The sequence below is a fragment of the Thermaerobacter sp. FW80 genome (assembly GCF_004634385.1).
GTDB lineage: Bacteria > Bacillota > Sulfobacillia > Thermaerobacterales > Thermaerobacteraceae > Thermaerobacter > Thermaerobacter composti.
In genome coordinates, this window is sequence record NZ_CP037895.1 from 2163424 (window position 1) to 2182922 (window position 19499).

Annotated in this window: 14 protein-coding genes; 13 read left to right on the forward strand and 1 reads right to left on the reverse strand. The window is 75.7% G+C overall.

Annotation, left to right across the window (positions count from 1 at the left end; translation table 11 throughout):
- The first annotated feature begins 306 nt into the window (after positions 1 to 306).
- The 10 genes from E1B22_RS08975 to E1B22_RS09020 all read left to right on the forward strand — a co-directional run bounded on the left by E1B22_RS08975 (position 307) and on the right by E1B22_RS09020 (position 11537).
- The gene (locus E1B22_RS08975) at positions 307 to 1788 is read left to right on the forward strand and encodes a metallophosphoesterase family protein (RefSeq protein ID WP_135225376.1); all 1482 of its coding nucleotides are present in this window, start codon (positions 307 to 309) and stop codon (positions 1786 to 1788) included.
- Positions 1789 to 1866: 78 nt separating this feature from the next.
- The gene (gene thpR, locus E1B22_RS08980) at positions 1867 to 2484 is read left to right on the forward strand and encodes an RNA 2',3'-cyclic phosphodiesterase (RefSeq protein ID WP_135225377.1); all 618 of its coding nucleotides are present in this window, start codon (positions 1867 to 1869) and stop codon (positions 2482 to 2484) included.
- Positions 2485 to 2662: 178 nt separating this feature from the next.
- A complete protein-coding gene (recA, locus tag E1B22_RS08985; protein WP_167758902.1) occupies positions 2663 to 3685 on the forward strand; it encodes a recombinase RecA in 1023 nt (340 codons plus the stop codon).
- A gap of 13 nt (positions 3686 to 3698) precedes the next feature.
- Complete coding sequence (locus tag E1B22_RS08990) at positions 3699 to 4439, forward strand: regulatory protein RecX (RefSeq protein WP_135225379.1); 741 nt, start codon at positions 3699 to 3701, stop codon at positions 4437 to 4439.
- 270 nt (positions 4440 to 4709) lie between these two features.
- Positions 4710 to 6257, forward strand: coding sequence for a ribonuclease Y (rny, locus tag E1B22_RS08995; RefSeq protein WP_135225380.1), 1548 nt, complete (start codon positions 4710 to 4712; stop codon positions 6255 to 6257).
- A gap of 135 nt (positions 6258 to 6392) precedes the next feature.
- Entirely contained in the window at positions 6393 to 7181 is a 789-nt protein-coding gene (locus E1B22_RS09000; protein WP_135225381.1) for a TIGR00282 family metallophosphoesterase, read from the forward strand.
- A 36-nt stretch (positions 7182 to 7217) separates the two neighbouring features.
- Positions 7218 to 8237, forward strand: coding sequence for a dipeptidase (locus E1B22_RS09005; protein WP_135225382.1), 1020 nt, complete (start codon positions 7218 to 7220; stop codon positions 8235 to 8237).
- Positions 8238 to 8435: 198 nt separating this feature from the next.
- The gene (locus E1B22_RS09010; RefSeq protein ID WP_135225383.1) at positions 8436 to 10124 is read left to right on the forward strand and encodes a leucyl aminopeptidase; all 1689 of its coding nucleotides are present in this window, start codon (positions 8436 to 8438) and stop codon (positions 10122 to 10124) included.
- Positions 10121 to 11059, forward strand: a complete 939-nt coding sequence (locus tag E1B22_RS09015) for a PHP domain-containing protein (RefSeq protein WP_243123286.1) — start codon at positions 10121 to 10123, stop codon at positions 11057 to 11059. Before E1B22_RS09010 ends, E1B22_RS09015 begins: the two co-directional genes overlap by 4 nt.
- A gap of 148 nt (positions 11060 to 11207) precedes the next feature.
- Positions 11208 to 11537 carry a hypothetical protein gene (locus tag E1B22_RS09020; RefSeq protein WP_135225384.1) on the forward strand — a complete coding sequence of 110 codons (330 nt, stop codon included), beginning with the start codon at positions 11208 to 11210 and terminating at the stop codon, positions 11535 to 11537.
- Here the strand turns inward: E1B22_RS09020 and E1B22_RS12910 are convergent.
- Positions 11470 to 12327, reverse strand: a complete 858-nt coding sequence (locus E1B22_RS12910) for a hypothetical protein (protein WP_207669858.1) — start codon at positions 12325 to 12327, stop codon at positions 11470 to 11472. The two genes, E1B22_RS09020 and E1B22_RS12910, sit on opposite strands and share 68 nt — an antisense overlap.
- Before the next feature lie 193 nt (positions 12328 to 12520).
- On the opposite strand from E1B22_RS12910, the gene miaB reads away from it, so the two are divergent.
- The 3 genes from miaB (at position 12521) to mutL (ending at position 19499) form a co-directional block, all read left to right on the forward strand.
- A complete protein-coding gene (miaB, locus tag E1B22_RS09030; RefSeq protein WP_135225385.1) occupies positions 12521 to 14074 on the forward strand; it encodes a tRNA (N6-isopentenyl adenosine(37)-C2)-methylthiotransferase MiaB in 1554 nt (517 codons plus the stop codon).
- Positions 14075 to 14137: 63 nt separating this feature from the next.
- Positions 14138 to 17380 carry a DNA mismatch repair protein MutS gene (mutS, locus tag E1B22_RS09035; RefSeq protein WP_371413463.1) on the forward strand — a complete coding sequence of 1081 codons (3243 nt, stop codon included), beginning with the start codon at positions 14138 to 14140 and terminating at the stop codon, positions 17378 to 17380.
- Entirely contained in the window at positions 17325 to 19499 is a 2175-nt protein-coding gene (gene mutL / locus E1B22_RS09040) for a DNA mismatch repair endonuclease MutL (protein WP_135225386.1), read from the forward strand. Before mutS ends, mutL begins: the two co-directional genes overlap by 56 nt.

Genomic DNA, 19499 nt, shown 5'->3' on the forward strand with positions numbered 1-19499 from the left:
CCCGCGCCCTACGCGGCAGGGCCCGGGATCGGGTCCGGCCGGCGCAGGGGCCCGGGCGCGGGCGCGGCCGGCGCGGTGGGCGGGGTCCGGTACGGCCGGCGCGGTGGCCAGGGTCCGTGGTGGCAAGCCCCGGCGGCCGTGGGCGCCGAGGCTTGCCGCCATGTGCCAGGGGCCCTGCCGCGGGGCGTCGCCCCGTCAAGGGCAACGGTAAGGTGGGGATCGCGAGACGGGACGGCGGCATCAGGGTGGCCCCACCCCCCGCCGCCCCGGCGCGGACGAACCGGCCCTTGCGGGAGGGAGACGGGGATGGCGACGTCCGGCGGCCGGCCGTGGCCCCGGCGCGCGGCGCTGGGGGTGGCGGCCGTCCTCGCCGCGTACCTGGCCATGGTGGCGGGATCGGGCGCCCGGGTGGGCCTGGGGCCCTTCGAGGTGACCCTCGCCGTGCGGCCGTCCTGGCGCGGGCTCACCGAGGTGGCCGTGCCGCCGCTGGGCCGGGTGCGCGCCGTCACCCACCGCGCGCCCCTCGCCCTGGCGGTGCGGCTGGATACCGTCGACGTCGAGGCGCTCTCACGGGTGCTGGACCGCCGGGGTGCCCACGGGCTGGTGGCCGGCCTGCGCCGCCAGGTGCAGGGCGTGGCGCGGCGGTATGCCCTGCGGCTGGTGCTGCTGGCGGTGGCGGGGGGTGCCGCCGCCGGCGCGCTCCTCGGTCGGCGGTGGCGGCGGGCGATGGCCGCGGCGGCCCTGGGCTTGGTCACCGGCGGCGGCCTGGTGACCGCGACCCACGCGACCTACGACCCCGGTGCCTTCCGCCACGCCGAGTACAGCGGCGCCATCAGCGCCGCGCCGTGGCTCCTGGACGTCTTCACCCGCACGCCGGCCACCGTGGCGGCCTTCAGCGAGCAGATGGAGGTGCTGGTGGGCCGGCTCCACGACCTGTATCGCGGCATCGGCACCCAGGGCGCGGCGGTTCCCCGGGACGAGGGCCTGCGCGTGCTGATCGTCGCCGACCTGCACAACAACCCGGCCGGCGTGCGCCTGATCCGGGAGATGGCCGCCGCCTTCCGGCCCGACCTGGTGCTGGACGCCGGCGACGTGGCCGACTGGGGCACGGCGCCGGAGGCCCGGCTGGTGGCGGAGCTGGCCGAGCTGGACGTGCCCTACTACGTGGTCCCCGGCAACCACGACTCGCCCGCCTCCCTGGCCGCGCTGCAGGCCGCGACGGGGGTACAGGTGCTGGGGGACGGCCTCGTCACCCTGCCCGGCGGGCTGCTGGTGGCCACGAGCCGCGATCCGGCCAGCTGGCGCGCCTCGCCCGCCATGGGGAGTCCCGAGGAGATCGCGGCCCAGCGCCAGGCCCTGGCCTCCCTGCTCGAGGGCGCCCCGCGCCGGCCCGACCTGGTGGTGGTCCACAACCCCGCCGTGGCCCGCCGCTTTCTGGGCCGCGCCCCCGTGGTGGTGAGCGGCCACACCCACGTCCAGCGCGTCGAGGAGACGCCGCAGGGCCTGTTCCTCAACCCCGGTTCGACGGGCGCCGCCGGGTTGCGCGGCCTCATGGCGCCCCAGGAGATCCCGTACGGCCTCCTGCTCCTGACGTTGCTGCCCGCGCCCGACGGGGCGGGCTGGCGACCGGTCACGGTGGACGCGGTGGAGGTCTTCCGCCTCACCTCCACGGGGCTCACCCTGCAGCGCCACGTGGTGGACGGGAAGCCCGACGCGGCGGTGTCCGAGCGGGAGCGCCCGCCCTTCCCCCTGGAGGAGATCCCCGCCAGCGGATCCGAGGGGCGATGAGGCGCCTCGACGGGGACGAACCGGCCGGAGCGGAGTCGTCGCAGGATTCCCCGCGGTCATGTCAAACTATTGTTCGGTATGACGGGAGACCGACGCGAGGGAAGGACCGGCGCCGCGTCCGACGAGCGCTGGCGGCTCTTCATCGCCGTGCCGGTGACGGGTACGGCGGCCGGTGCGCTGCGGGCGTGGATGGCGGTCGGACGTCGCGAGCGACCGGGGCTGAAGTGGGTGGAGCCCGACCACCTGCACATCACCCTGCGCTTCCTCGGCGAACGTCCGGCGGCGGAGATGCCCGCCCTGGTGGCGGCAGGGGCGCGGGTGGCGGGGGCCGCGGCGCCGGTGGAGGTGGAGGTCCGCGGCGTCGGCGGATTCCCCAGCGCCGAACGGACCCGCACGCTCTGGGCGGGGGTGGCGACCGGGGCCACGGAGCTGGCGGGGATGGCGGCGGGTCTGGAGCACGAGCTCCTGGCGGTGGCGCCGGACCTCGACCCGTTGAGCCACCCCTTCACCGCCCATGTCACCCTGGCGCGGGTGCGGGCGAGCTGGATCGACCTGACGCGATGGCCCCACGCGGTCGCCGCGCGGGAACGGCTCTGGGGTCGGCTGCCGGTGCGGGAGCTGGTGCTCTTCCGCAGCCGGCTGCGACCGGGCGGTCCCGTCTACACGCCCCTGCACCGCTGGCGCCTGGGACGCTGAGGGGCGCTCGCCCGCGACCGCCGGCGTCGCGGGATTGACGTCCGCACGGTTCCGCGGTAAGGTGACCGTTGGAATTTTCAACCAGACCGTCAAGGCACGGGAGACCAGCCCCGGGAGCGGGGGCGAAGTCGCGGTCGGGGCCGGGAGAGCGGCGCGGCCGGGCATGGAGGCGAGGTCCATGATCGAGCGGGAACGGGCCCTGGAGATGGCCCTCAGCCAGATCGAGAAGCAGTTCGGCAAGGGCTCCATCATGCGGATGGGGGAGGCGTCGTCGCGCCTCAACGTCGAGGTCATCCCCACGGGGTCGCTGGCCCTGGACATCGCGCTGGGCGTGGGCGGCATGCCCCGGGGCCGCATCGTCGAGATCTTCGGTCCCGAGGCGTCGGGCAAGACCACCGTCGCCCTCCACGTCGTGGCCTCGGCGCAACGGGCGGGGGGCGTGGCGGCCTTCATCGACGCGGAGCACGCCCTCGACCCCGTCTATGCCGAGAACCTGGGTGTGGACGTGGACAACCTGCTGATCTCGCAGCCCGACACCGGCGAGCAGGCCCTGGAGATCGCGGAGGCCCTGGTGCGGAGCGGTGCCGTGGACGTCATCGTCATCGACTCCGTCGCCGCGCTGGTGCCGAGGGCGGAGATCGAGGGGGAGATGGGCGACGCCCACGTGGGCCTGCAGGCACGGCTGATGTCCCAGGCGCTGCGGAAGCTGACCGGGGCCATCGCCAAGTCGCGCACCTGCCTGATCTTCATCAACCAGATCCGGGAGAAGGTCGGCGTGATGTTCGGCAACCCGGAGGTGACCCCCGGGGGCCGGGCGTTGAAGTTCTATGCCTCCGTGCGGCTGGACGTGCGGCGGGTGGAGACGTTGAAGCAGGGCGGCGAGATGATCGGCATTCGCGCGCGGGCCAAGGTGGTGAAGAACAAGGTGGCGCCGCCCTTCCGGCAGGCGGAGTTCGACCTCATCTACGGCAAGGGGATCTCCCGCGAGGGCGACCTGCTGGACATCGCCACCCAGCACGGGATCATCGAGAAGTCCGGCGCCTGGTACTCCTACGGCGACACCCGGATCGGCCAGGGTCGAGAGAACGCCCGCGAGTACCTGGTCCAGCACCCGGAGGTGGCCGACGCCATCGAGCAGCGGGTGCGCGAGCTCCTGAGCCTGGGCGGCATCCGGGCGGCCACCGCCAGCGAAGAGGAGTAGCCGGGACCCGGCCATGGTCGAGGGCCGCGGGGGCGGACCCACCGGGCGCGACGCCGCCCCGGGGGACGCCGGGGCGGGGACCGACGAAGCCGTCCGACGGGCTGTGGCGACGGCGCTCCGCTGGCTCGCGGTGCGGGCCCGCAGCGAGTGGGAGGTGCGCCAGCACCTGCGGCGCCACGGGGTGACGGAGGCGATGGTAGACCAGGTCCTGGCCCAGCTGCGGGCCTGGGGCTACGTGGACGACCGTCGCCTCGCGCTGGAGGCCGCGGAAGCGGCCCGGGTTCGCCATGTCGGACCCCGGCGGCTGCGTGACGAGCTGCTGCGGCGCGGGGTCCCCGAGGCGGTGGTGCGCGACGCCCTGGAGGCCACGTGGCCGGCCGAGGTCGAGCGGGAGGTGGCGTGGGAGCTGGCGCGGCGGCGCTGGGCCCGGTTCGTCGCGCCATCCCCTGGGGGTGACGGCCGGGAGCGGAGGGGGGTCGTCGACGCCGCCGGCTGCGCCGACGGCGAGGAGGGGGCCGGCGAGGGGCCTGACGGCCCGGTCGGCGATCGGCCTGCATCCGCCGGTCCCGCGGGCCGTCCCGAGGGGCGCGGGGGCGCGCGGCAGCGGGCCGCCGCCCGGCTCTACCGATTCCTGGTGGGGCGGGGCTTCGGGGCGGAGGTGGCCGAGGCGATCGTCCGACGGCTGGCCGAGGAGGACGGCGAGCCCGGCCGCCCCGCGTCGGCGGGGGACGGGCCGCGGCGGCCGTTCCCTTGACAGGGGTTTCTTGCAACCCCTAGAATGAATTATCGGGATCTCTCGAAAACGCGGCCACAATTGCGTAATCCGATGATATCCGGCGCAAAATCATGAAAACGCGGCGAAATCTGGGTGTCATGACAATCCGGTCGCCGGTCCCCGTCCCGACGCCCGAGGGGCGTGGGGCGCGGGTCACAGTGGTCAGCGCGCCGAGCCGGGTCCCTGCACTCGGCTTTTTTGTTAGGGGGCCGGCGGGGGCGTCGACCGCGGGCCGAGGGAGTGAAGGAGATGGTCGTTCCGACAGGCGTCTTCGTCCTCATCCTCCTCGCGACCCTCGTGATCGCCGGGCTGGCCGGCTACCTGGTCCGCAAGGTGGTGGCGGAGAGCCGCATCGGCTCCGCCGAGGCCCTGGCCCGACAGCTGATCGAAGAGGGCCGGAAGGAGGGCGAGGCGCGCAAGCGCGAGGCCCTGCTGGAGGCGAAGGAAGAGGTCCACAGGCTGCGCACGGACTTCGAACGGGAGAGCCGGGAGCGGCGGCAAGAGCTGCAGCAACTGGAGCGGCGCCTGCTGCAACGGGAGGAGGCGCTGGAACGACGGGCGCGCCAGCTGGACGAGCGGGAGGAGCTGATGCGGGCCCGTGAGCGCGACCTGGACCGGGCCGAAGAGCTGGTGGAGGAGCTGCGCCTGCGGCAGATGACGGAGCTGGAGCGCATCGCCGGCATGAGCCGCGACGAGGCGCGGGAGCTGCTCATGAGCCAGGTCCGGGAGGAGATGCGCCACGACCTGGCGGTGATGATCCGGCAGATGGAGGAGGAGGCCCGCGCCGAGGCGGACCGCCGGGCGCGGGAGATCATCGCCAACGCGGTCCAGCGCCTGGCGGCGGAGTACGTCCCCGAGCTCACCGTGTCGGTGGTCGAGCTGCCCGGGGACGAGATGAAGGGCCGCATCATCGGCCGCGAGGGGCGCAACATCCGGCACTTCGAGGCCCTGACGGGGGTCGACCTGATCATCGACGACACGCCGGAGGCGGTGGTGATCTCCTGCTTCGACCCGATCCGCCGGGAGATCGCCCGCATGACGCTGGAGAAGCTGATCGCCGACGGGCGCATCCACCCGGCGAAGATCGAGGAGATGTACGCCAAGGCCGTGGAGGAGATGGAGGAGCGCATCCGCCAGGAGGGCGAGCGCGCCTGCTACGAGGTGGGCGTGCACAACCTGCACCCGGAGCTGGTCAAGCTGCTGGGCCGGTTGGCCTTCCGGACCAGCTACGGCCAGAACATCCTCCAGCACTCCATCGAGGTGGCCCACCTCTGCGCCCTGATGGCGTACGAGCTAGGCGCCGACGTCAACGTGGCGCGGCGCGCCGGGCTCCTGCACGACATCGGCAAGGCGCTGGACCACGAGATGGAGGGCACCCACCTCACCATTGGCATGGAGATCCTGCAGAAGTATCATGAGTCGGAAGAGGTCATCCATGCCATGTCCTGCCACCACGGGGACTTCGAGGCGAAGACCATCGAGGCGGTCATCGTCACCGCCGCCGACGCGCTGTCGGCGGCGCGACCCGGGGCGCGGCGCGAGACCCTGGAGGCGTACATCCGCCGGCTGCGCCAGCTGGAGGAGATCGCCTCCAGCTTCCCCGGGGTGGCGAAGGCCTACGCCATCCAGGCGGGGCGCGAGGTGCGCATCATGGTCCACCCCGACCAGGTGGACGACGCCGAGGCGTACCTCCTGGCGCGGCAGATCGCCAAGCGCATCGAGCGGGAGCTCCAGTACCCGGGCCAGATCAAGGTGACGCTGATCCGGGAGACGAGGGTGACCGAGTACGCGCGGTAGCCACGGGCGGGGGTGCCGCGGCCGGCGGCCGCGGCACCCCCGCGGGCCGGCATGGGGTGCGCAGGCGCGCCGGGACGGCGGGCCCCCGCCCGCCGTCCCGGCGCGCCGTGGCATTCCCCCCGAGGGGGCTGGGGCGTGCGGCTGCTGTTCATCGGCGACGTGGTGGGCCGGGCGGGGCGCCGGATGCTGCGGGACCACCTGGAGAGCCTCATCGAGCAACACGGCATCGAGCTGACGGTGGTCAACGGCGAGAACGCCGCCGGCGGGTGGGGTCTCACCCCCGAGACCGCCGACGAGCTCTTCGCCGCGGGCGCGGACGTCATCACCCTGGGCAACCACTGGGCCGACCGCAAGGAGATCCTGCCCTACCTGGAGCGCAATCCGCGGGTCCTGCGCCCGCTGAACTGGCCGGGTGAGCCGCCGGGGCAGGGGGCGGTGGTGGCCGAGGGCCGCAGCGGGTGTCGGGTGGCCGTCCTCTGCCTGATGGGACGGGTCTTCGCCGACAGCCTGCTGGACGACCCCTTCGTGGCCGCCGACCGTGCCCTGACCGGCCTGGCGGGCCAGGCCGCGGCGATCCTGGTGGACGTGCACGGCGACGCCACCTCGGAGAAGCAGGCCCTGGCCTGGTACCTGGACGGCCGGGTGTCCGCGGTGGTCGGGACCCACACCCACACCCCCACGGCGGACGAGCGGGTCCTGCCGGGCGGGACGGCCGCCATCACCGACGTGGGCATGACGGGTCCGCGGGACTCGATCATCGGCTTCGAGCCCGACGGGGTCATCCGGCGGCTGCGCACCCAGCTCCAGGTGCGCCTCGAGGTGGCCCGCGGCCCCCGGGTGCTCTGCGGCGTCATCGTCGACGTCGACCGGGACACCGGCAAGGCCACGGCCATCGAGCGCATCCGCGTCGAAGACCCCGGCTAGGGGCGGCACGGGTGGGATGGGAGGCGAGGGAACGGGATGCCGTACACGCCCTACGGCCCCATCGTCGACGCTCACGTGGACACCGTGCTGGATCTGGCCGCCGGCCGGCGCCGGCTGGGCGAGCGGTCGCCAGAGGGCCACGTGGACCTGCCCCGCCTGGAGGAGGCGGGGGTGGGGGTGCAGGTCTTCGCCCACTGGATCGAGCCGGCCTACAAGCCCCACGCGGCCCTGGTCCGCTTCATGGAGCTCTACGACGCCTTCCTGGCGGAGGTGGCCCGCAACGCCGACCGCATCGCGGTGGTCACGGGCGTGGACGACCTCCAGCGGACCCTGGCCGCCGGCAAGGTGGCCGCGGTCGTCGGCATCGAGGGCGGCGAGGTCCTCCACGGGCGTCTGGGCGTGCTGCGGCTGCTCCACCGGCTGGGGGTGCGGCTGGTCGGCCTGACCTGGAACGAGCGCAACGACCTGGCGGACGGCGCCGGCGACGGCCGCAGCGGCGGCGGGCTCTCGCAGCGGGGCGTGGCGGTGGTGCGGGAGATGAACCGCCTGGGGATGGTGGTCGACGTCAGCCACCTCTCCGACGCCGGCTTCTACGACGTCCTCGCGGTCTCCCGCCAGCCGGTGGTGGCCTCCCACTCCAACTGCCGCGCCCTGTGCCCCCACCCGCGGAACCTCAGCGACGACCAGATCCGAGCCCTGGCCGCCCAGGGGGGCGTCATGGGCATGAACTTCTACGCCCGTTTCCTGCGGGCGGACGGTCCGGCCACGGTGGACGACGTGGTTCGACACATCGAACACGTGGCCTCGCTGGTGGGGCCCGAGCACGTCGGCCTCGGGTCGGACTTCGACGGCATCGGGGAGACGCCCCAGGGCCTGGAGGACGTCACCCGGCTGCCCAACCTGATCGAGGCGCTGCTGCGCCGCAACTGGAAGGAAGACCACCTGCGGCTGGTCCTCGCCGAGAACTTCCTGCGGGTCTTCCGCCAGGTGTGGTCCGCGGGGGAGCCGGCCTATCCCGCGCCGGAGGAGCCCGACGTCGGCGGGCCCGGGCTGTGACGGCAGCCGGGTGCCGGGAGCGCCGGGGCAGGCCCTGGGCCGCAGGCTTGCCCATGCGGCGACCCCCGCGGCGCGGGGCGGGCGGCACCGGCCCGAGGGGCCGGGCGGCGGCACGGGCCAGGGCCGGTCTGCATCCCGGGGCCGGCCGGAGCCGGGGGAGGGGGCCGGGCCGGGGCGCGGAACAGGGGAGGGATCGCATTGGCGCGCGCTGGCGTAGAGCTTCCCACGGTGGCCTTTCGCGTGGCGTCGGTGACCGAGGTGGACGCCGACGCCGTCGTGGTCAATCTGTTCGAGGGGGTGCGCGTTCCCGGGGGCGCCACCGGCGCGGTGGACCAGGCCCTGGGCGGGGCGATCCGCGACGCCATCGCGGCGGGTGCCCTGCGCGGCCGCCTGGGCGAGGCGCTGGTGCTGCCCACGCTGGGCCGGCTGCCCGCCCGCTGGGTGATCGTGGCCGGCCTGGGACCGCGGGAGGGGTTCGGGCGGGCGGCGGCCCGCACGGCGTCGGCCGCGGCGCTGCGCGCCGCCCGGCGCCACGGCTGCCGCGAGGTGGCTACCATCGCCCACGGCGCCGGGATCGGGGGCCTGGCGCCGCAGTTGGCGGCGCTGGCCACCGTGGAGGGGGCGCTGCTGGGCCTCTACCGCTACCGCCGCGAACGCAGCCCGGGCCGCCGGGCACCCGGTGCCGCGCCGGGGGACGGGGCGGCGGGCACGCCGGCGGAGGCGGGGGCGCCGGGCCTGCTGGGCGCGGCCGTCGACCCCACCGGGCGGCGCGGCGGCGAGCCGCTGGGTTCCGGCTCCGCCCAGGATCCGACGGATGAACGCGGCGTGGAGCGCCTCTGGCTGATCGACCGCACCGACGCCCAGCAGGCGGCCCTGGAGCGCGGGCTCGAGGAGGGCCGCGTGGTGGCCGAGGCGGTGATGGTCGCCCGGCAGCTGGGCAACCGGCCGGCCAACGACCTGACGCCGGCCCGCCTCGCCGCGGCGGCCCTGGAGCTCGAAGACCTCCCGGGCATCCAGGTCACCGTGCTGGACGAGGACGCGTTGCGCCAGCAGGGATTCGGCGCCATCCTGGCCGTCGGCCAGGGCAGCGCCCAGCCGCCCCGGCTGGTGGCCATCGACTACGTGGGGCCGGGTCGCGATGCGTCGGAGCCGCCGGACGCGGCCTTCATCGGTAAGGGCGTCACCTTCGACACCGGCGGCATCTCCCTCAAGCCGCGCGAGGGCATGGAGGACATGAAGTTCGACATGATGGGCGCCGCCGCGGTGATCGGCGCCCTCCACGCGGTGTCGCGGCTGCGCCTGCCGGCGCGGCTGCTGGGCGTGGTGGCGGCGGTGGAGAACATGCCCGGCGGGCGCGCCTTCAAGCCCGGCGACGTGATCACCACCTACGACGGCACCACGGTGGAGGTCAACAACACCGACGCCGAGGGCCGGCTGATCCTGGCCGACGCCATGGCCTACGCCCGCCAGCGTGGCGCGCGGCGGCTGGTCGACCTGGCGACCCTGACGGGCGCCATGGTCATCGCCCTCGGCGACCACGTGGCGGGCCTCTTCGCCAACGATGACGCCTGGGCGGCGCGGGTCCTGCGGGCGGCGGACGCAGCCGGCGAACCCCTCTGGCGCCTGCCGCTGGTGGCCGCCTACCGCCGCCGGCTGCGCAGCGAGTACGCCGACCTGCGCAACACGGGGGGCCGGGCGGCGGGCTCCATCCTGGCCGCCCTGTTCCTGGCGACCTTCGCCGGCGAGACGCCCTGGGCGCACCTGGACATCGCCGGCGTCGCCTGGTCGGACCAGGTGGAGGGCGATCACGGCAAGGGCGCTACCGGCTACGGCGTGCGCACCCTGGTGGAGCTGGCCCGCAACCTGGCGGCGGGGGGACGGTCGTGACGGAGGGCCGCGGGCTCGCCGACGGGCCCGGGGGGGACGTCGGCCCCGGACGGCCGGGCCCGGGGGCGGACGGATCCGGCGAGGCCGCTGCCCGGGAGGGTGGCGCCGACCTGCACACCCACACCACCGCCTCCGACGGCACGGTGACGCCGGAGGAGCGGATCCAGATGGCCCGCCGGGCCGGCCTGGAGTACGTGGGCATCACCGATCACGACACCCTGGCCGGCCTGCCCGCGGCCCGGGCGGCGGCGCGGGCCGCGGGGATCGGCCTGGTCCCCGGGGTGGAGCTCAGCACCGACGTGGACCTGGGTAGCCGCCGGGTGGGCGTGCACGTGCTGGGGTACTGGGTCAAGGAGGACGACCCGCCCCTGGTGGAACTGCTCGCCCAGCGGCGGGCATCGCGGGAGCGGCGCCTGGCACGCATCCTGGAGCGATTGGCCCAGGTGGGCATCGCCCTCGACGAGGGGCGGATCCGGGCCCTGGCCCGGGGGGGTGCCGTGGGCCGACCCCACGTGGCGCGGGCGCTGGTCGAGGCCGGCGTGGTGGCCACCGTCGCGGAGGCCTTCGAGCGGTACCTGACGCCCGGCAAGCCGGGCTACGTGCCCCGGGCGCCGCTGGCACCCGAGGCGGCCATCGCCGCCATCCGCGCGGCGGGCGGCGTTCCCGTGCTGGCCCACCCGGGCCTGCTCCCGGAGCGGTTGCACGCCCTGTGGCCCGTCTGGCAGCGCCACGGCCTGGCGGGCGTGGAGGTCTACCACACCAAGCACTCGCCGGAGCAGGCGGCCGCCTTCCTTCGGCGGGCGCGGGAACTCGACCTGCTGCCGACGGGCGGGTCGGATTGCCACGGCCCCCAGCCCGGGCAGCCGGCGCTGATCGGGCGCGTGCGCATCCCGGTGGAGTGGGTGGAGCGGCTGCGGGAGCGCTCGGCGCGTTGAGGCGCGGGGACCGGGGGAGGGGCGCGCGGCCGCGGCGGCGGTCGGCGGGGGCCGGGCCTGCGGCGCGTCCCCGCGCCCCCGGGCCGTCCCGCCCCCGCATGGGCTGGGGCGCGGATGCATAGACCTCCCAGCAGGGGGGTCAAGCTCGATGAGCCGTTCCGCCCGATGGTCCGACCGCTCCCGGGGGTCGTCCCCGTCCGCCGCCGGGCGGGTCGGGGCGGCCGGTGCGGCGACCAGCGAGTGGCAGTATCGGGTCCTGCTCCTGGAGCGCCGGGTCGTGACGCTGCGGCGCAGCCGTCGGGTGCTGCTGGAGCTGCTGGCCACCCAGCAGGCGTACTACGAGGCGGAGGTCGACCGCCTGCGCCGGCGGGTGGACGAGCTGGAGCGGCAGCGCCAGCGCCTGCTGGCGTTCATCCGGCGGCGCCGGGTGCTGGTGGGAAGGGCGGCGGCGGAGGCAGGCGGCGCGCCGCCGCCGTGAACATCGACTCGGGTCCCGTGAAGCCGCAGAGCTCGCAGCGCACCGTCAGCTCGGGACCGCCGTCGGCGGCCGTCGCCAGGGTGGGGCCCGACCGCCACTGCTCCACCTGGCCGGTGTGGGGATCCTTGCGGACCGACCAGAGCACCGGCCAGGCCAAGTCGAAGGAGGCCCGGTTGCCGGTGCAACGCGGACACGCGTAGGGCGGTCGGTGGCTGAGGGACGCCAGCGCCGCTTGCCAGGGCGGGACGGCCCCCGGGGCGGCCGGTCCACCGGTGGCCCAGGATGCGGCCCCGGGCCCAGCGGCCTCGCCGGCGGCCCGGGATGGGGCTCCGTGGCCAGCCGCCTCGCCGGTGGCCCAGGATGCTGCCCCCTGGCCAGCGGCCTCGCCGGTGGCCCTGGAGGGGGCCCCGGCGCCAGGCGCCTCGCCGGTAGCCCAGGGCGCGGCCCCGTGGCCGGCCGCAGCGGCATCCGCCGGGACCCCGCCTGCAGCGGAGGCGGCCGTTCCACGCGCATCCCCCGCCGGCGGATCGGCCACCCGCGCCCCGGCGGCACCCGTGGTCGCCCCGTCGCCGCCGGCCCCGGCGCCCGCGGCCGCCACCGCGCCATGGCCTGCCGTCGCCGCTGGGCCCGCAACCCATGGGGATTCCCCACCCGCCCCGATCCCCTCGTCCACCGCCTCCGGCCGATCCGTCGCCCCGGCCGACGCACCCGCGCGGGGGTCGCCCTCCCCGCCGGCCGCCGGATCGGGGCCGGCGGTGCCGCCGGCCGGTTCGTCCCGGTCCACGACCATCACCTCCACCGGGGCTTCCCATCGGTCTACGCCCTAGGTTTCCCGCCGCCGCGCCGGGGCACGCGGGTCCCGGCGCCGCGGTGCCCTGGGCGCGAGGGCTGGCCGGCCCCGTGCCCCCGGCCGGAGCGTCCGCATTGCCCGGCCCGCGGCCCAGCGTCCATAATCAACAGAGGACCGAAGGAGGAAGCGAGCCATGGAGACCCTGCCCCTGATGCCCGGGCCGTCGGCGCGGGCCCTCGACTACCGCGCCCTGCAGGCCCAGTGGGCCGCCCGCTACGGCGCATACCGCGACGAGCAGGGCGTCTGGCGCCTGCCCGACGGCCGCACGCTGGCGGAGTCCATCTTCGGCAAGCCCCGGCCGGCGTACAAGATCCTGACCTGGGGCTGCCAGATGAACGAGCGGGACAGCGAGATCCTGGCCGGGCAATTAGAAGAGATGGGCATGGTCCCGGCGGGGCTGCTGGACGAGGCGGACCTGGTGCTGCTCAACACCTGCGCCGTGCGCGAGACGGCGGAGGAGAAGGTCTTCGGCACCATCGGCTACCTCAAGGCGTTCAAGCAGAAGAACCCGGAGATGATCCTCGGGCTGTGCGGCTGCATGGCGCAGGAGGAGGCCACCATCCGCCGCATCCAGCGGTACTACCCCCACGTGGACTTGGTCTTCGGCACCCACAACGTCCACCAGCTGCCCCAGCTGATCGAGCGGGTGCGACGGGAAGAGGGCATGGTGGTGGACGTCTGGCAGGCGGCCGAGGGGGTGGTGGAGCACCTGCCCTCGCGCCGCGCCGGTGGCGTGAAGGCGTGGGTCAACATCATCTACGGGTGCGACAAGTTCTGCACCTTCTGCATCGTGCCCACCACCCGCGGCCGCGAGCGCAGCCGCCGCCCGGAGGACGTGATCGCCGAGGTGGAGTACCTGGCCGCGGAGGGGTACAAGGAGGTCACCCTGCTCGGCCAGAACGTCAACTCCTACGGCAAGGACCTGGGCATCGGCTTCGACTTCGCGGACCTCCTGGCGCGGCTCGACCGGGTGCCGGGGATCCGCTGGATCCGCTACACCACCTCCCACCCGCGGGACTTCACGGACAAACTCATCCGGACCATCGCGGAATCCGACAAGGTGACCGAGCACTTCCACCTGCCCGTGCAGTCGGGGTCCAACCACGTCCTGCGCTGGATGAACCGGCGTTACACCCGGGAGTACTACCTGCGACTGATCGAGAGGATCCGTACCGCGGTGCCCGACGCCTGCATCACCACGGACATCATCGTCGGCTTCCCGAAGGAGACTGAGGAGGACTTCCAGCAGACCCTGGACCTGGTGCGGCAGGTGGAGTTCGACAACGCCTTCACCTTCATCTACTCGCCGCGGGAGGGCACGCCGGCCGCCCGCTGGCCCCAGCTGCCGCGGGAGGTCAAGCAGGAGCGGCTGGAGCGGCTGATGGAGGTCCAGTACGCCATCAACCTGCGGAAGAACCAGCGGCTGGTCGGCCAGCAGGCCGTCGTCCTGATCGACGGGCCGAGCAAGAAGAATCCGCAGGTCCTCAGCGCCCGGACGCGGACCAACAAGCTGGTCCTGGTCCCCGGGGATGCGGCCTGGGCCGGCCGGTTCGCCCGGGTGGCGATCACCCGTGCCCAGACCTTCACCCTCGAGGGGCGGGTGGTGGAGCTGCTGCCCGACGACGCGCCGGAGATCGGTCGGCACGGCCAGTTCGCGCCCTACGTCGCCGTGGCGCAGGGCGCCTGACGGCGGGGTGCGGGACCGCGTCGGGACGCCGGTCCCAGGGCGGGGGGTGGCAGGCTGACGCCGATGGCGCAAGGGGATGCGACGAAGCGGGACAAGCCGGGCCGCGAGACGCCGATGATGCGGCAATACCGGCAGTGGAAGGAGCGCTACCCGGACTGCATCCTCTTCTTCCGGCTGGGCGACTTCTACGAGATGTTCGGCGACGACGCCCGGCTGGCGGCCCGGATCCTGGACATCACCCTGACCTCGCGGGAGACGGCCAAGGGCGAGCGGGTGCCGATGTGTGGGGTGCCCTGCCACGCCGCCGACCAGTACCTGGCCCGGCTGGTGGAGGCCGGCTACCGCGTGGCCATCTGCGAACAGGTGGAGGACCCGCGCCTGGCCCGGGGGCTGGTGCGCCGGGAAGTGGTCCGGGTGGTCACCCCGGGCACCCTCTGGACCGCCAGCGGCCCGGAGGAGGGGCGCTACGTGGCGGCCCTGGCGGTGCCCGAGGGCGGCCGCGGCAGCGGGCGCAGCCGGTGGCCAGGCGGTGGGGGGGAGGGCGGGGAGCCCGGCACGGCGGCGCCGCACCGCGGCTCCTCCCCCGGCCGGCCGCAGGATCCCGGTGCCGACTCGCGGTGGACCACCACGCCGGCGCCCGCCGCCGGCGTCCCCGCGACCCCGGCGGCGGCCGGCGACGGGCCCAACGGCCCGCCGGTGCTGGGGCTGGCCTATGCCGACGTGTCCACCGGCGAGTTCGTCATCGCCCAGTTGGAGGGTCCCCAGGCGGTCCGCCTCGCCGTGGACGAGCTGGCGCGACTGCAGGCGGCGGAGTGCCTGCTGGGCCCGGGCCTGGAGGGACCCGGAGCCGCCCGGATCGAACGGGCGCTGCGGGAGCGGGGCTGCGCCCTGACCCGCCTGCCCACCGGCCCCTGGCGGCTGCGGGACGCCGAGGCGGTGCTGGCGGACCGCTTCGGCCGGGCGGCGGTCGACCAGGCCCGCGCCGCCACGGGCCCGGCGGCGGTGGCGGCGGGCGGCGGGCTGCTCGCCTATCTCCGCGAGACCCAGAAGGTCGACCTGGAGCACCTCCGGCGTCTGCGCACCGACCCCCTCGACCAGTGGCTGGCCATCGACGCCAACAGCCGTCGCAACCTGGAGCTGGTCCGGCGGCTGCGGGACGGATCGCGGCAGGGCACGCTGCTCGACGTGCTCGACCTGACGGAGACCGCCATGGGCCGCCGCCTGCTCAAGCAGTGGGTCGAGCGGCCGCTGGTCGACCGCGAGGCCATCGAGGCACGGCTCGATGCCGTGGAGGCGTTGGTGGCCGACCCGTTCCTGCGCAGCGACGTCCGGCGCCTGTTGGCCGGGGTGCAGGACCTGCCGCGGCTGCTGGGCCGCGTCGGCTATCAGCAGGCCAACGCGCGGGACCTGTTGGGCATCGCCCGCTCCCTGGAGCGGCTGCCGGAGCTGGCCGGGCGGCTCGATGGGGCGCTGCGGGGACGGCGGGCCGGCCGTCTCGAGGCGGTCAGGGCGGGCCTCGATCCCGACCTGGCGGCGCTGGCCCGGCGGCTGCGGGCGGCCCTGGTGGACGATCCGCCGACGACCGTGACCGAGGGCGGCCTGATCCGCGACGGCTTCCACCCCGAGGTCGACGAGCTGCGCCGGGCCATGCGGGAGGGGCGCGACTGGATCGCCGCCCTGGAGGCGCGGGAGCGGGAGCGGACGGGCATCAAGTCCCTCAAGGTCGGGTTCAACAAGGTCTTCGGGTACTACATCGAGGTCACCCGGGCCAACCGCCACCTGGTGCCCCCGGACTACGAGCGGCGCCAGACCCTGGCCGGCGCCGAGCGGTTCGTCACCCCGGAGCTCAAGGCCATGGAGAGCAAGGTCCTGGGCGCCGAGGAGCGCCTGGCCGCCCTGGAGCACCGCCTCTTCCTGGAGCTGCGGCAGGCGGTGGCCGCGGCCATCCCGCGGCTGCAGGCGGTGGCCGACGCCCTGGCGGAGCTGGACGTGCTGGCCTCCCTGGCCGAGGCGGCCGCCCGCTACGACTACGTGCGGCCGCAGATCGCCGCCGACCGCCGGCTGCGCATCAAGGCGGGCCGCCACCCCGTGCTGGACCGGGTGCTGGAGGGCCGGTTCGTCCCCAACGACATCGACCTGGACGGCCGCGAGGAGCGGGTCATGCTCATCACCGGCCCCAACATGGCGGGGAAGAGCACCTACCTGCGCCAGGTGGCGCTCATCGTGATCATGGCCCAGATGGGCAGCTTCGTCCCCGCGGCGGAGGCGGAGATCGGCCTGGTGGACCGGATCTTCTGCCGCGTCGGGGCCAGCGACGATTTGGCGTCGGGCCAGTCGACCTTCATGGTCGAGGTGGCGGAGACGGCGCTGGCCGTGCACAACGCCACGCCGCGCAGCCTGATCCTGTTGGACGAGATCGGCCGCGGCACCAGCACCTTCGACGGCATCGCCATCGCCCGGGCGGTGATCGAGTACATCCACGACCGCATCGGCGCCCGCACCCTGGTCTCGACCCACTACCACGAGCTGACGGGCCTGGCGGCCACGCGCTCCGGCATCCGCAACTACCACGCCCGGGTGGTGGAGGACGGGGACTCGGTGCGGTTCCTGTGGCGCATCGTGCCGGGCGGGGCCGATCGCAGCTACGGCATCAACGTGGCGCGCCTGGCGGGGCTGCCGGTGGAGATCGTCGAGCGGGCCAAGGCGATCCTGGCCGAGCTGGACCGCCGCGCCGGGCCGCGCCAGCTGTCGCTGGCGGACCTGATGGCCTCCCCCGTGGCGGGCGCGGCGTTACGCGCCGCGGAGACGGGAGGCGGGTTGGCGGAGGCGGGAGGCCGGTCCGCGGAGGCGGGCGGCCAAGGGGAGGGCGCCGGGCGGACCCCCGCGGCTGCGGGCGCCGCGCCGCGGGGCGAGGCCGCGGCCGCCGTCGAACCCGCGTCAGACGAACCGGCGGCTGCCGGCCGCACCGCGGAGGGGCCAGGATCGGCGGCCGCCGCCGGCATGGCGGCCGCCGGCACGGCGGGGAGCCCCTCGGCGCCGGCGCCGGCCGGCGCCGGCGAGGGCTGGGAGGCGGCCGGCGAGCTGGCCCTGGCCCGGGCCTGGCTCCATCGGTTGGCGAGCCTCGACCTTAACCGCATGACGCCCCTCGACGCCATGAACCTGCTGTACGCGTGGCAGCGGCGCCTTCGCCGCGAGCGGTGGACGCGGTCCGCCGAGGACGCCGGCAGCGCTGCCGGCCAGGAGGGAGCCCATGGGCAGGATACGGCGGCTGGATCCGCAGGTGATCGACCAGATCGCGGCCGGTGAGGTGGTCGAGCGGCCCGCCTCGGTGGTCAAGGAGCTGGTGGAGAACAGCCTGGACGCCAGCGCCCGCAGGATCCGCGTCGCCGTCGAGGCGGGCGGACTGCGGTCCATCGTGGTGGCCGACGACGGCTGCGGCATGGATCCCGAGGACGCGGTCCTGGCCCTGGAGCGCCACGCGACCAGCAAGATCACCCGCCTCGACGACCTGGTACACGCCGGCACCCTGGGCTTCCGCGGGGAGGCCCTGGCCGCCATCGCCTCCGTCGCCCGCGTCGAGCTGCTGACCCGGGCCGCCGACGCCGACGCCGGCTGCCGCGTGGTGGTGGAGGGGGGGACGCGGCGCAGCGTCGGCCCCTGGGCCAGCCCGCCGGGCACCCGCGTGACGGTGCGGGACCTCTTCTTCAACACCCCGGCCCGCCGCAAGCACCTCAAGGGGCCGGCGGCGGAGTTCGGCCGCATCGCCGACGTGGTCACCGCCCACGCCCTGGCCCGACCGGAGGTGCGCTTCGAACTCTGGCACGACGGCCGTCCGGTGCTGCAGACCTCCGGCAGCGGCGACCGCGCCGTCGCGGTGCTGGAATGCTTCGGGCCCGACGTGGCGGCGGCCCTGATCCCCGTGGCCGGCCGACGCGACGGGTACCGGGTGGAGGGGTACGTGGGGGCGCCGCGGGTGGCGCGGGCCAGCCGGGCGTGGCAGTTCATCAGCGTCAACCGCCGGCCCGTGCAGGTGGCGAGCCTGCGCTTCAGCCTGGAGAACGCCTACCGGCACCTGCTGCCGGCCCGCCGCCATCCCGTGGCCGTGATCGAGGTCGCCGTACCCGGCGAGGAGGTCGACGTCAACGTCCACCCGGCCAAGCTGGAGGTCCGCCTCGCCCGGGAGCGCGCGGTGGCCGGCCTCCTCTACGAGGCGGTCCGCGAGGCGCTGGCGGACCGCGACCTGCTGCGACCGGGCGCCGGATGGGGACGGGAGGCCGAGCGGGCCGGGCCGCCCCGCCCCGGCGCCGGGGCCGGGCGGCCCGGCGCCCCGCGGTTCGTCCGCGGCGCCACCTGGGCCGGGGCCAGCGGGGCGGCCGCCGCGGGCGGGGAGGCGGGCGGCGGGGCGGGGGACGGCCAGGCCCTCCCGGCCTGCGGCCCCGCGGGGCCGCAGGCCGGGCGCGCTCCCGGGCGGGGCGCCGACCCGCCGTGGCAGTCGGCGGCCGCGGCCGCCGAGGGGCCCGGCCCCTACGGGACGCCGGCTCCGGTGGCGGCATGGGTCGAGGTCTTTGGCCGCCACGGGGCCCCCGGTGCCGGCGGCCCCGCCCCACCCGGCGAGGCGACGGCGCCGGCGGCCACGGGGCCGTCGCCCGCCGGACGGGCGGTCGCCGACGGCCGCGACCTCCTGCGGCACCTCCAGCCCCTGGGGCAGGTGGTGGGCACCTACCTGGCCTGCGCGGGTCCCGACGGCCTCTACCTGGTGGACCAGCACGCGGCCCACGAGCGCATCTACTTCGAGCGCTTCCTCCGGGAGGGCGACGCGCCCGGCGGCGTGCCGGCGCAGGTGCTGGCGGTGCCCGTGGTGGTCGACCTGCCGCCGTCGGAGGCCGCCCTGCTGGTGGAGCACGCCGCCGCCGTGGCGAGGCTGGGGTTCCGCGTCGAGCCCTTCGGCCCGCACGCCGTCGCGGTCCGCGCCGTGCCGGCGGCGCTGGCCGACCGGCCGACGGCGGCCCTGCTGAGCGATCTCCTCTCCCGCCTCTTGACCGAGGCGGTGCTGGGCGAGGGGGACGGCGCCGTCGCGGGTCGGGATCATGGGCCGCCGCCGGATCCGGGGGCGGGGGCAGCCCGGGGGCGGGTGCGGGCGTCGTCGACGGACGGCGCGGGGGACGGCGCGGGGGCGACGCCCGGGTCGGCGGGCACCCCCGCCTCCCTGACGGCCCTCGACACCGAGCGCGCCGCCCGCATCCTGGCCGCGTGCAAGGCGGCCATCAAGGCGGGGGACCGGCTCCATCCCCGGGAGATGGCCCAGCTGCTGGCCGACCTGGCCGCCTGCCGGCAACCATATGCGTGCCCCCACGGGCGGCCGACGGTGATCCGCCTCGGCGTCGAGGAGCTGGAGCGCCGCTTCGGCCGCCGCGGCGGAGGGTGA

Coding starts and splice junctions, on each gene's coding strand:
- E1B22_RS09005 (WP_135225382.1), top strand. CDS start 7,218: ATGCCGTACACGCCCTACGGCCCCATCGTCGACGCTCACGTGGACACC.
- E1B22_RS12910 (WP_207669858.1), bottom strand. CDS start 12,327: ATGGTCGTGGACCGGGACGAACCGGCCGGCGGCACCGCCGGCCCCGAT.
- E1B22_RS08975 (WP_135225376.1), top strand. CDS start 307: ATGGCGACGTCCGGCGGCCGGCCGTGGCCCCGGCGCGCGGCGCTGGGG.
- thpR (WP_135225377.1), top strand. CDS start 1,867: ATGACGGGAGACCGACGCGAGGGAAGGACCGGCGCCGCGTCCGACGAG.
- recA (WP_167758902.1), top strand. CDS start 2,663: ATGATCGAGCGGGAACGGGCCCTGGAGATGGCCCTCAGCCAGATCGAG.
- mutL (WP_135225386.1), top strand. CDS start 17,325: ATGGGCAGGATACGGCGGCTGGATCCGCAGGTGATCGACCAGATCGCG.
- miaB (WP_135225385.1), top strand. CDS start 12,521: ATGGAGACCCTGCCCCTGATGCCCGGGCCGTCGGCGCGGGCCCTCGAC.
- rny (WP_135225380.1), top strand. CDS start 4,710: ATGGTCGTTCCGACAGGCGTCTTCGTCCTCATCCTCCTCGCGACCCTC.
- E1B22_RS09020 (WP_135225384.1), top strand. CDS start 11,208: ATGAGCCGTTCCGCCCGATGGTCCGACCGCTCCCGGGGGTCGTCCCCG.
- mutS (WP_371413463.1), top strand. CDS start 14,138: ATGGCGCAAGGGGATGCGACGAAGCGGGACAAGCCGGGCCGCGAGACG.
- E1B22_RS08990 (WP_135225379.1), top strand. CDS start 3,699: ATGGTCGAGGGCCGCGGGGGCGGACCCACCGGGCGCGACGCCGCCCCG.